This window comes from Vibrio minamisatsumaniensis (genome assembly GCF_050337445.1).
GTDB classification, from domain to species: Bacteria; Pseudomonadota; Gammaproteobacteria; order Enterobacterales; family Vibrionaceae; genus Vibrio; species Vibrio artabrorum.
The window spans coordinates 35,211-47,733 of sequence record NZ_JAKJSY010000032.1 but is presented as its reverse complement, the minus strand read 5'-3'; the positions used below and the strand labels follow the sequence as shown (position 1 = coordinate 47,733).

At 43.6% G+C, this 12,523-nt stretch carries 10 protein-coding genes; 4 read left to right on the top strand and 6 right to left on the bottom strand.

Annotation, left to right across the window (positions count from 1 at the left end):
- Positions 1-259 (top strand): IS3 family transposase (locus tag L4B77_RS09145; RefSeq protein ID WP_429748586.1); only part of this gene is annotated, 259 nt, incomplete at its 5' end.
- A gap of 95 nt (positions 260-354) precedes the next feature.
- On the opposite strand, the gene L4B77_RS09140 is transcribed toward L4B77_RS09145, so the two are convergent.
- On the bottom strand, positions 355-1,521 hold the full coding sequence (locus L4B77_RS09140) for a DUF3541 domain-containing protein (RefSeq protein WP_429749939.1): 1,167 nt from the start codon (positions 1,519-1,521) through the stop codon (positions 355-357).
- A 285-nt stretch (positions 1,522-1,806) separates the two neighbouring features.
- On the opposite strand from L4B77_RS09140, the gene L4B77_RS09135 reads away from it, so the two are divergent.
- Together L4B77_RS09135 and L4B77_RS09130 are read left to right on the top strand one after the other, a co-directional pair.
- The gene (locus L4B77_RS09135) at positions 1,807-3,162 is read left to right on the top strand and encodes a diguanylate cyclase (protein ID WP_372040286.1); all 1,356 of its coding nucleotides are present in this window, start codon (positions 1,807-1,809) and stop codon (positions 3,160-3,162) included.
- Positions 3,163-3,330: 168 nt separating this feature from the next.
- Positions 3,331-4,923, top strand: coding sequence for a DEAD/DEAH box helicase (locus tag L4B77_RS09130; protein WP_429749936.1), 1,593 nt, complete (start codon positions 3,331-3,333; stop codon positions 4,921-4,923).
- A gap of 245 nt (positions 4,924-5,168) precedes the next feature.
- On the opposite strand, the gene L4B77_RS09125 is transcribed toward L4B77_RS09130, so the two are convergent.
- Positions 5,169-6,701 carry a DUF3612 domain-containing protein gene (locus L4B77_RS09125; protein ID WP_261840292.1) on the bottom strand — a complete coding sequence of 511 codons (1,533 nt, stop codon included), beginning with the start codon at positions 6,699-6,701 and terminating at the stop codon, positions 5,169-5,171.
- A gap of 169 nt (positions 6,702-6,870) precedes the next feature.
- Between L4B77_RS09125 and L4B77_RS09120 the strand changes: the two genes are divergently transcribed.
- A complete protein-coding gene (locus L4B77_RS09120) occupies positions 6,871-7,467 on the top strand; it encodes an aldolase/citrate lyase/malate synthase family protein (protein WP_429749934.1) in 597 nt (198 codons plus the stop codon).
- A 183-nt stretch (positions 7,468-7,650) separates the two neighbouring features.
- On the opposite strand, the gene L4B77_RS09115 is transcribed toward L4B77_RS09120, so the two are convergent.
- The 4 genes from L4B77_RS09115 to codB form a co-directional block, all read right to left on the bottom strand.
- Positions 7,651-8,667 carry a GGDEF domain-containing protein gene (locus L4B77_RS09115; RefSeq protein ID WP_429749932.1) on the bottom strand — a complete coding sequence of 339 codons (1,017 nt, stop codon included), beginning with the start codon at positions 8,665-8,667 and terminating at the stop codon, positions 7,651-7,653.
- A gap of 421 nt (positions 8,668-9,088) precedes the next feature.
- Positions 9,089-9,301 carry a transcription antiterminator/RNA stability regulator CspE gene (gene cspE, locus L4B77_RS09110; protein WP_004730009.1) on the bottom strand — a complete coding sequence of 71 codons (213 nt, stop codon included), beginning with the start codon at positions 9,299-9,301 and terminating at the stop codon, positions 9,089-9,091.
- A gap of 354 nt (positions 9,302-9,655) precedes the next feature.
- On the bottom strand, positions 9,656-10,933 hold the full coding sequence (locus L4B77_RS09105; RefSeq protein ID WP_261840289.1) for a cytosine deaminase: 1,278 nt from the start codon (positions 10,931-10,933) through the stop codon (positions 9,656-9,658).
- A gap of 9 nt (positions 10,934-10,942) precedes the next feature.
- Positions 10,943-12,190, bottom strand: coding sequence for a cytosine permease (codB, locus tag L4B77_RS09100; protein WP_429749923.1), 1,248 nt, complete (start codon positions 12,188-12,190; stop codon positions 10,943-10,945).
- Between the last annotated feature and the right edge of the window lie 333 nt (positions 12,191-12,523).

Here is a 12,523-nt window from a genome sequence, read left to right as displayed (position 1 = left end):
GTATCAAAAAAAGGTAGCGGAGAGTGGGTTAACACAAAGTATGTCGAGAAAAGGTAACTGCTTGGATAATGCGGTTGCTGAAAACTTTTTTGCTTTACTCAAAACAGAGATGTATCACAACCAAAGCTTTGAAGATGCAGATGCACTGATAGAGAAAATTAAAGAATACATCGAGTACTACAATACCAAACGTATAAAAGTGAAACTAAAAGGCCTGACTCCGATAGAATATCGAACTCAGGCCTTGAAAGCCGCTTAACAGAAATGTCCAACTTTATGGGGTCACTTCATTCCTTGTCTCTTTAGAGTTGAAGGTATGCGGCTTTTTCATTTTACAGATCAGTTTAGGTGTTGTTATTTGTTTAACGTTTGGTCTGCAACGAGTCCGTATGGGATATTAGTAAACACTTTAGGGTTACCTTTTAAAGTCGGCGCTGCGTTCACTTGTTGCCAATCGAGTAACATGATTGCCAACACATTGCGGTGTTCACCGAGCTTAAGATTAAAATCCCCTTTCGTTGAAGGGATCATACCGTGTTTCTTATCGATAGCAGCTTGGATCGCAAGTCGAGTTTTCTCAACAACTGGGTCATCTTTTTGATCGGCGAGTAGGAAGGTGAGTCCGACTTCAGCAATCACATCTTCTTTCGCGCGCAGCAAAATAGTATCGATATTATCTCTGAAGTAGTCGTAGATCCATTGATGCTCTTGTTCGCTAACGTGGTGTTGATAGTATTCTGAGTCGCCAAAGATAATGTGAGTCATACCATAGAGTTTATTGCCGTACTGCTGGCTCGATAGCTTCTTATCTTGTTCGTCTGGGTAGACCTTTTTAAAGGTGTCGACGAATTGATCAACCACATCTTGTTCGCCCAATTGACGTAACCAATAAACCTGGTTCGCTAACTGAGCAGCCCACGCTTTGACCATGTCTTCGTTGGTGACGTATTTTGTGAAGTCATAACGACGAATAATTTCTCGCAGCTTAGCATCGTTGTTATGTTTTAAACCGTACTCATTGGCTCGGGCCATAGAGCCGAGAAGGTCGACACCAATATAGAGGTATTCAGGCATGTGCTTGGTGATATTGTAGCGTCGCACACTACGTTCGTCATGCTCGTTAATATAAGAGGCAACACGTTTTCCCGAATAGAGAGCGATTTGTTCCATCGTCTGAACATCATTAGATAAATAGCTGAGTTTACTCGCTACACGTGCCATATCACTCCATACCGCAGCAGAATACTTATCGTCTAATGTTTGGCGATACATGCGTAATCCGTAATGACCCTCTTTGAAGGCGGGAAGGGTATAAAGTTGACTTTCATAGGTCCTGCGAATGTGATCGGCTGATTGTTTGAAAGATTGTTCATTGGAGTGACGCACATCAACATGATGCTGAGTACTTGGTGTGCTTGGGGTCGGTTTTATCTCTGGTGCCTTTACGGTCTCTTGTGCGTGAACCGTAACGGCAACGGAGGTTGATAGCAATGTCCATAACGCTAGCGTTTTTAACTTCATGTTGTAAGGTGCCAAGCTAATGAGTTGAGTGTATAAAATAGCACTGCTTAATCCTTCAATGTAAGGCTTAAGTCAATACCATGTAAGCTTTATCAGGTGCATTAAGGTTTTTTTGTTGAATAAGTCTCCGTCACTCATTGACGGTGAAGTGATGAATGACTCAATAATGAATGGCGATTGAAAGCAAAGTGTAGATTTTTAACAACTTGTAGGCATACTCAAAGGATTTATAACAAATGCGCCCATTTAAGGCAGTAAACCGAATAAAGTGTTAGAGGTTCGTTAATGCCAAGTCGTTCTAGCAAGTTGTGGCCTGCTAAATTGTTAGCTTCATTATTTTTTGTCGTGGTAGCAAGTTCTATTGAGTTTTTTCACGCTAAGGAACTCACTCACCTTAAGAATGAAGCTAATTCTGAGGCAAAGAAACTATTATCGATTATTCGATCTCGTATAGAAGCGACGATCATCTCAGACATGTATGTGGTTAATAGCTTTTCAACGTTAGTGTCCATTAACCCTCATGGAAGTCAAAAAGATTGGGAGCGGATAGGTCAGAATATTATTCGCGATGGGTTTCATATTAGGCTGATTGCTTTAGCTGAAGACGACGTGCTTAATTTTGTTTATCCAATGGAAGGCAATGCGCAGATCCTTGGTATTGATTACCGCGATCATCCTACCCAGTGGGAGTCGATTGAGATTGCTCGTAATATTGGCAGTACCTTTATCGCTGGGCCCTTTGAGCTATTTCAAGGAGGACAAGCTTTAATTTCGCGTACTCCAATCTTTAGAGACCCGCCCTTTAATAAAGACTATTGGGGCGTTTCGAGTGCAGTGATTGATTTAGAGGCACTACTAGAAGACGTGGGTATTAGCAAGATAGAAAAAAAATATGAGCTAGCGATACGTGGCGCCAATAGTACAGGAAAAGAAGGTGCGGTTTTTTATGGTAGGCAAGAGGTCTTCACCAATGCATTTACAACTGAGCAGGTAAACTTCCCTTATGGTGGGTGGTATCTCGCCTTATCTGGCAATGAACATGTGCTCATGGACGTGCCCTGGTATCGTATCTATGCCGTTAGATTAGTAGGCTACACGTTAACGCTGATTCTTGCGATTGCTTACATTATGATTTACAGGCTTTATCGAATAGCAGATAGTCGCTCAATGCAAGATGAATTGACGATGTTACCTAACCGTCGCTTTTTTATGTGTAGCTTAAAGCAAGCGTTCAAAAGCGTGAAGAAACAGAGAGCACAGACATTTGCCGTGGTGAATATCGATCTCGATGGTTTTAAGGCGATCAACGATACCTACGGTCATGTGGCTGGAGACCAAGTTTTAGTCGAATGTGCTAAGCGAATTAAAAGTCAGTTACGTCGCTCTGATATTGTTGCGAGGATGGGCGGGGACGAGTTCTTAGTTCTATTACCCCGTATACTTGATGAGCAACAGGTGATATCGATTGTTAACCAATTACAAAGTGCTATTTGTGACACTCCGTTAGCCTATGAAGAGCATTTAATTGCTCTTAACATCAGTGTCGGTTGGGTTATTTATAATAACAGTTACAGTGATGTGGATAGTCTATTAAAAGTGGCTGATGAAAAAATGTACCAAAAGAAGCGTCAAGCTCGCTAAGTTGAATAAGGCCTATGATTAGAATTTAGTTGCTGAATGTGAGGAAAAGCTTCAGAATACCGCGCTTTGCTCCGTATCAATGACCAATGATTTGATAAGTAAGAGCTGCAGCAACACTCAGTTTTAGTGTTGCTCATACTAAATGTTATTCAACTGAGAAAATAATCTATGAGTTTTACCTCCCTTGGCCTTTCTGAACCGATCCTTAAAGCTATTGAAGCGCAAGGTTACGATAAGCCATCACCAATTCAAGAGAAAGCCGTACCCGCTGTCCTTACGGGCAAAGATGTTATGGCCGCTGCTCAAACAGGTACAGGTAAAACTGCAGGCTTCACGCTACCTATTCTTGAAATTTTATCAAAAGGCCCTCGCGTACGTCAGAATCAAGTGCGTGCACTGGTGCTAACACCAACTCGTGAGCTTGCTGCGCAAGTGAATGGTAGTGTGGTTAAGTATGGTATTAATCTCCCTCTGACTTCAACGGTAGTGTTTGGTGGCGTGAAAATTAACCCTCAGATGCAAAAACTGCGTAAAGGTAGTGATGTTCTAGTGGCAACACCTGGACGCTTGCTTGATCTCTACAATCAAAATGCTGTGCGTTTCGATCAGCTAGAAATATTGGTACTCGATGAAGCCGATCGCATGCTCGACATGGGCTTCATTCGTGATATCCGTAAGATCTTAGCTTTCTTACCTAAAAACCGACAAAATCTACTGTTCTCGGCGACTTTCTCGGATGATATTCGTAAATTGGCAAAAGGCTTAGTAAATAATCCCGTAGAGATCTCGGTAAGCCCTGCAAACTCGACAGCGAAGACGGTTGAGCAAAGCATTTATCCAGTCGACAAAAATAAAAAAGCCCCAATGCTCGCGAAGTTAATCAAAGATAATGATTGGCGACAGGTGTTGGTTTTTAGCAAAACAAAACATGGCGCGAATAAACTTGCTCGTTTCCTTGAAGAGCAAGACATCACGGCTGCTCCTATTCATGGTAATAAGAGTCAAGGTGCACGTACTAAAGCCTTAGAGAACTTCAAAACAGGCAAGGTTCGCGTGTTGGTCGCGACGGATATCGCCGCTCGTGGTATTGATATCCCGCAACTGCCTCAAGTGGTTAACTTCGACCTTCCACATGTATCAGAAGACTATGTACACCGAATCGGTCGTACAGGCCGTGCTGGTGAAGTCGGTAAAGCAATTTCATTGGTTTGCGCGGATGAAGTGGGTGAACTGTTCGGTATTGAACGCCTTATTCAACAAGTGCTAGAGCGTCGTCAACTTGAAGGGTTCTCACCAGTAAATAAGTTACCTGAGTCTCGATTAGATTCACGTCCAATTAAGCCTAAGAAGCCGAAAAAAACACGTGAACATGCTGATGGTCAACGCTCTGGTGAAAATGCTCGTGGGCATAAACCGGCAGGCAAAAACAAGCGTCATGTGTCAGGTACTGGAACGGCGCCAAAGCGTCAGCCTAATTCAGCAAAAAAAGCGACGGATGGTAATTCAGCGGTAGCAGCGGATGATAAGTCGGTCAGAAACAACGGCAGTAACTATAAGCGTGGTAATGCGGCGAGCAAGCCTTCTACTAATAACTCAGGCTCTCAAAACACTTTGGGTAAACCAACGGGCTCAGGGAAACCTAACAAGTCAGGTTATAGTGGACACACTGGGCCAAGCAAGTCTTCGAATAAGCCAACGACAAGCAGGCCATCGACGAATAAACCGTCTAGAGCGCGTACTAAGCCAGCAGCGCAGAAGTAGTTCCTTTTTGAGAGGATGGTTTACGGACGTTACTTTTTAGTAAAAGGAGCGGTTGGTTAACCCCTTGCTGCAAGTTGTAACCTCGAATAAACGCGAATATTGAATTTCAATGTTCGCGTTTTTTATGTTTGCGACTTCGCGAACACTGAACGTTTTTGACGGGATAAGCTGGAATATTAGGTTCCCACGGCGACTCGTTCATCGTGCTCGGATCTTGAATGCTGTCGCTTTAACCACAAATAGCTTTAACACTCATCACATTTCGCGTAACAGCTTGGCTTGCGAGGGCATTCTCCTCCTCTTGAGCAGATAAGTCTCGCCTCTGTCTCGATTCCACGTTCAATCCAATTGATATTGAGAATCTTGGCTATTGTCGTCAGATCTTTTTTGATGTTACGCGGGATTGCCACAGATCCACCATTGTTAACGCATGATGCTTTTAGTTGCTCTGCGATGTCTCTTGAATTGCCACCTTGAGCGTCAATCGCAGGGTTGAGATCGATGCCTGCACACAATACACGATTGTTGCCCGCGGGATCTGTCATATTGATGGATTCACAGCAGTAGATTCTTGGTTCATCACCCACATTTAAAATAGAGATTTGAGCAGAGCTACCCGCTCGAGGTTCTGATAATCGACGGAATACAGCCCAATGTTGACATGGATCGGCGACGGTTCTCATATTTCCCCAAGGCAGTGGAATCCCATTCCCGCGGTATACCGCTTTGAGCTTCCCTGGCCCATAAGCATCAAAGTAGTGCCAGTGAGGGTAGGGCGATACTACCGTCATTCGGCGCATCGCAACAGAGGGGGAAACTCCAGCTCTTTTGTGAACGTCGATTTCGTAACCCGTGCGGTCGAGCAGCTGTCTAAACGGGACTTTCGGGCACAGTAGCGCGCCAGCAAAGAAACTGGATTCAAAGTCTCGCCATGCCTGAAGAATGTCTTGAGAGTTGAGTTGTGAAGAGCCCGATACTTGATTGTCGTCCCATGTGTTGTTATTACCCACGGAAAGCACACTCTTAAGGCCTTCTTTGCTATGCAGAATGCAATGGCCGATATAAACCGACAGATCGTATTTTAGACGTGTTGGGTACTCTTTAAGAATTTCATTGAGGAAGATAGTGCCGGGAGGTTCGAAAAATGAAGTCACTAGTTGCTTAGCATTAATGCCAAGCTCATCAACCACGTCTTGCGGTGTACGTGTCACCCAACGGATGTTGATTCCTAGGCTTCGAGCAATGTCTATCAGGTCTTCTACGCTCAGGTTAAGACGCTTTAGGCCAACTTCCTCAGCGGCGCGCTCTAGGTCTGGGAAGTGGTTTTGGTTGCTCTCTTGGTGCGCTCGAATCAAGAGGTGCGCAAACTGACGGCCTGAAATTCCAGTTTGTGACAGCATCTCAGGAATCGCTATTTGTAGGATATCGTTCGAGAAAAGAAAACTCGGCTCGAGTGCCATACCACTGATCCCCCCGCGATTCCCTTTGTCAGGTGCAATGGCTTGTTGTTCTGATTCGTCGTCGAGGAACCATGTTGGGTTCTTCTGAAAGACCTGCGCAATCACTTCCAGCATGTCGATACTTGGAACCCGTTTTCCACGTTCAATCATGGAAAGGTAAGAAACGGAAGGTGCGTACTCTGGGTTGATTCTGATACAACGCGCAGACAGATCTTCCATGGTTAAATGATTACGTTTTCTTAGGTTACGTATTTTCGTGCCTAGGAAATGAGACTGACGAACTAAACTTTTTGACAAGGCCATATTTGTAAAATTCACATTGTAAAATTTTTGTTGTGAAATTGTATGCAAAAAAGCGCTAATCTACAAACTAAGCAATTCACAAAATGACAAATAAATTAAACGTTAGTTTGGAATAATTGCTCTAGGACACATTTTAGCTGCAGAAATCGGTGGTTATCACCGAACTGGTCAAGAGGGAAAGACTATGAATATGCTTACATTCGATAAAACAGAAATCCAAAAACAAACAAAACCCTTTATCGCTGAAGCTGTCTTTGCCGTCGAGACAATCAGTGCAAGCCAGCAAACTGAAAAGCAAGTGAAAGCAAAGCAGTTACTTGATCGACTATTCCCTCTCGAGAATGGCTCACATCAAGACGTAACCAGCTACGTCGTCGATTACCATCATGTCATGGCTTACTTCAAAGGTGGCCAACACAGTGGTCTGAAGCACCCTAAGCAATTTGTGGCTTATATGGGGGAGAAATGTGACCCAGATTCAATCTTGTTCCGAGATGGCAGTGGAAGCCACTTAGAGGTGATGTTTGGTTGTCACAAAGGGACGGGTTGTATTGAACTGGTAGAAATCGATGATATTCAGTTGGAATCATGCACCACGTTTGGTCAATCACCAATGGAAGCAACCACCACAATGCGTGAAGAGACTATTGCTGCGATGCGCCACTGGATCAGTTTGATTCAAGGTGATGCAAAGGGTAAACTAAAGGCATCCAGTGAAGATAAAGAGTTTAGAGCAAAAAGTGGTGAAGATTACTGCCTCAATTACTGCTACCAACTTTAGCAACAAGAAGCAGGTTTTCGTTGACTATAGGATTAAAGTCAGTAGTTAATAAACCGACGTACAGCCGACAAAAAAGCCCCAAAGATTAACGCAGCAGTTATCTTTGGGGCTTTTTGATGTTCTTTTTAAACGTACGTTGATTAATGTTTCACTGGTTTTCGTTGAGTCGTGTCATTGATAAACCTAAAGAGGCATGACTCGATTTCGGCCAAGAGACTTCGCTTCATAAAGTAGTTTATCGGTACGCTCGATCAGTGATTGAGCAGCTTCACCAGGCTCAAGCTCAGCGACACCAAACGACGCTGTGATATTGCCGACTTGCTTTCCGCTGCGACGGTCTTTGATCGACAGCTTTTCTAGAGAGCGTCGATTGGTATCAGCGAGTTGGCGAGTCATACGGAGTGATTTATTGGGTACGATAAGCGCAAATTCTTCACCACCAAATCGATAGGCACAAATGCCGTCTCGACAACTTAATTTCAGTTTACGAGCGATGCCTTTGAGTACCATATCGCCAAATAAGTGGCCATAAGTATCGTTGAAATCTTTAAAGTGATCGATGTCGAGAAGGATTAAACAAAAAGATTGTTTCGCTTCACACAAGGTTTCTAAATCTCGTTCGAAAGAACGACGGTTATAGAGTCCTGTTGTATTGTCAAAGAGCGCATCCCTTTGCACTTCGACAAGTTGAGCTTTAAGTTTGGTGATTTCTAACGCTGCAGCGTTCAGTTGAGAATTTAAGAATTTGGTCGAGTGGCGAATATGATGAGATTCTGAAACGAGTTGGCGGACTAGAGACATCACTTCATCAATAGAGAAACTATCATGTTCGACACCGGCTAAACCCGCAAAGCTTTTGTCGATCATATCAGAGAAAGCAGAGGTGTCTATGAGCGTATCGTTCATCGAATTCGAAACTTCAGAAACCAGCAATTCCAAATTCGCTCGAAGATCGTTGATATTAGTTTCAGCTTTGCTAGCAACATAATCGTTGTAAAGTTGTTCACTAACAGCCGGTGGGCAAATGCTGTAGTGTTCAAGAATGCCATCCATCTCTTCATTCAGTTGTGGGATCGCATTATCCACATAAGTGTACCAGAGTGCGTAATTTGCAGGTGTGGTAGACACTCTATTTTTCATCATGAGAGGTACCGCTTTTTTTAGATTAGCGGTGGATTTTTGAAATTCGTCTTTTTTCATTATTTCTACTGCATATTTTAAACTAGCTCAAGCCACTGGTTGACAAGGTTAGCGGATTTCAAAGGATTTTGCTTTAAAAATTATGAAATTAGCAGTTAGAAGCGCATAAAACACACATTTATAGTGTGGATATATTGCATACATATTGAAATTTCGAGTATGCCGATGACTATTTGGCTAGGCATCGACTTATCAGCGGGGCTACAAAAGAGGGTTTTTGTTACGGCAAAATTAGCCGGTTATCGTGGGGATTTGTCTCAACTTTGTGACCAGAGCATGGATGTTGAGTTTTGAGTTATAAGGTTTGGCGGATTAAGAGGATGTCGCTTGAAATCTTAAAGAGGGAGAAAGATTGATGGATAGATGTAAAAAAGCGCCGATATAAATCAGCGCTTTAAAGTTCTTTTTAGCTAGAAGCTAATTATTGAGCAACAACGTTTGCTGCTTGTAGGCCTTTTTGACCGTTTTCAACTTCGAAAGAAACCTTTTGGCCTTCTTTCAGAGTTTTGAAACCTTCTGAAGCGATTGCACGGAAGTGTACGAATACGTCAGCACCGCCGTTGTCTTGAGAAATGAAGCCGAAACCTTTCTCTTCGTTAAACCATTTTACAGTGCCAGTATTTGTGTTAGACATAATTTGTCCCTTATTCATAAATTTTAATTGTTGATTGCATTACTGCAATGCGCTGATAATTGAATTATTTAATATTACTGCGAAATAAGGAAAAACTACTTACAAAAACGGGTAACGATTTTACATGTCAATTTTTTACTATTCATCTAACTTAAATAACTCCGGCTAACAGAGCGAATGCATGTTAACACAGTCTTTCGAGAAGTACACGCATAGATTGTGAAATACTTCTTTTTGTTGTGTAGTGTTGGCTGGCAAAAAACACCGATACAGTGATGATTTTGTCACTTCGCCAAGCACGATAGTAGAGAAGGACAACCTCAGTATCCTTCTCTCCGGTAAGTATAGACGAGATTAGCGCTTGAAGTTGATATCTTCTGTCTGATCTAAGTTAATTTTTGTTTTAGCAGGTTGAGTCTCTGCAATCACTTTACCGTGGCGTATTGAGTACTGGACTGGTACTTGGCGGCGCACCGCATCAAAGCCATTGTCAGCAGGAAGAATCAGCAAGCTACCAGGCTTACCTTCTTCAATACCGAAGTTGTCTTGAATGTTAAGCGTTCGAGCTGAGTTCTTGCTGATCAAATCAAGTGAGGTGTTGATTTGGTCGTAGCCCATAACCTGTGTTACGTGCAGACCCATGTGTAAGACTTGAAGCATATTCGCTGTACCCAGTGGGTACCATGGGTCAAACACATCATCGTGGCCGAAACACACATTAATATCAGCCGCGAGCATCTCTTTTACGCGTGTGACACCACGGCGTTTCGGGTAATCGTCGAAACGGCCCTGCAAGTGAATGTTCACTAACGGGTTTGCCACGAAGTTGATACCAGACATCTTCAATAGACGGAATAGACGAGATGCGTAAGCGCCGTTGTACGACCCCATTGCTGTGGTGTGGCTAGCGGTTACTTTCTCGCCCATTTCAAACTTATGAGCAAGGGCGGCTAATGTTTCCACAAAGCGAGACTGTTCGTCGTCGATCTCATCACAGTGAACATCGATCAGGCAGTCGTACTTGCGTGCCAGTTCGAACACGTAATGCAGAGATTCAACACCGTATTCACGAGTGAATTCGAAGTGAGGGATAGCCCCAATAACGTCAGCGCCGATCTTCACGGCTTCTTCAAGTAACTCTTTGCCGTTAGGGTATGAAAGAATGCCTTCTTGAGGGAATGCAACGATCTGGATGTCGACCCACTCTTTCATCTCTTCACGAACTTCAACCATCGCTCTTAACGCAACGAGTGTTGGGTCTGACACATCAACGTGTGTACGAACGTGTTGAACACCGTTAGCTATCTGCCATTTCAGTGTTTGCTTAGCTCGAGACTTCACGTCTTCGATTGATAGCAGTTCTTTACGCTCGGCCCAACGCTCTATACCTTCAAACAAAGTACCAGAGATGTTCCAGTTCGGCTCACCGGCGGTTTGAGTGGTATCTAGGTGGATGTGCGGTTCACAGAAAGGAGTAACGGCAATGCCACCTTCAGCATCAAGGATCTCACCTTGATGATTGATTGGCGCGTCATTATCGAGAATGCGAGAAAATTGACCATTTTCAATCAGAATCTGTTTCAAGCCCTCTTGGTCTTGAAGTTTCGCGTTCTTGATTAATAAGGTTGTCATAGTGTGTCCTTAAGCAGCCTGAGATTTCAGAGCTGTTTTGTTCAATAGAGGATTAAGCACGAGGTAACTGATAGCACCACCTAACACGGCGTTCAAAGGAACAACGCCAGGTAGGAAGTGACCAGCGGCTACGCCTGTTGCTACCGCGATAATGCCAGCCCAGTTAACGGTTTGGAACTCTGCATTTGCAAAATCTTTGTAACGTTTGCGGTTCGCGAAGAAGTCGGCGATGATTACGCCCCCAATGGGTGGAATCGCTAGCGAAAGGAAGGTTAACCAACCAACGAAGTTGTTGTATAACCAAAGCGCGAAAATCGTACCGATAATGCCGTTAATGATAGACATTGTCGTGCTTGAGCGGCCGGTGATATTAGAAAAGCCAAGACCTGATGCATAAAGTGCATTTTCATTGGTTGTCCAGATATTCAAGCCAAGCACGATGATGGCTGGAAGCAGTAGACCTTGCGCAATCATCACATCTGAAATGTCAGCTTGACCGGTTGCTGCTGCGCCTGCTGCGCCTGCTGCGCCGAAGATAAACATCAGTGAGTTACCGATAAAGAACGCGACCATGGTAATTAACACTGCGCTCGCTGGTCTTTTACCGAAGCGAACGAAATCGGCGGTCAACGTACCCGCACTGACGAACGAACCAACAACCATTGCCAGAGCCATTGAGAAGTCCATTGGCGTCTCAGGTTTAATCAGTTGCAGTTGCTCTAGTCCCCCCACACTGTGCACGGCAGTCAGTACTGAGTAACCACCCAGAATCGCAATCGCAGGCACCGCAATCGCTGAAAGCACCATGAGTGCTTTGATACCGAAATACACCGTACCCGTCATCAACAAGCCAGATACGATAATTAAGGTGTTAGTATCAATGCCGGTTGCTTTTTGTACTGGAATAGCAAACATCGCAACACCCACACCAAACCAACCGACTTGTGTACCACCAAGTAGCGCAGAAGGAAGCCATGAGCCTTTAGTACCGAAAGAGAAACGAGCAAGAAGATGAGTAGAGAGGCCAGTAGATGAGCCGATGTAGCCAAGAAAAGAAGTGTAAATACCGAGGATTAGGTTACCGATGAGAACGGCGAGGAAGAAATCGTTGAATGAAAGACCTGTCCCGAGTGAACCACCTGTCCACATACTTGCAGAGAAGAAAGTGAGTCCTAGCATTACCATGGTGAGTGAAGCGACTCCTTTCCTAGCCGATGTAGGAACCGGCCCTAGACTGTAGTTATTATCAGCAGCCATTTTTTACCTCCGCAAATGATCAAAATTAAAATTAACGGTCGCCATATTGCAGGCAAACGTGCGCATTATTGTGATATAAATCACATAGTCAATGCTAATTTTATCAGTAAAGGTGATTTGAAATCAGTTATGGTATTAATTGTCATATAAAACATAAGGTTAATTTCTGCTTTTTTTTCAAAAAAAGAAATAGAAAACGTTTTCTATAACATATTCGTTATCGACTGTTCTTGGTTGGCCTGGAATATTGATTGTTATGATATTTGAACGGGTATCTGTATCGAAAGAAGAGCGGTGAGCCAAACTACAGGCAAAAAAATAGCCAATCGCAAT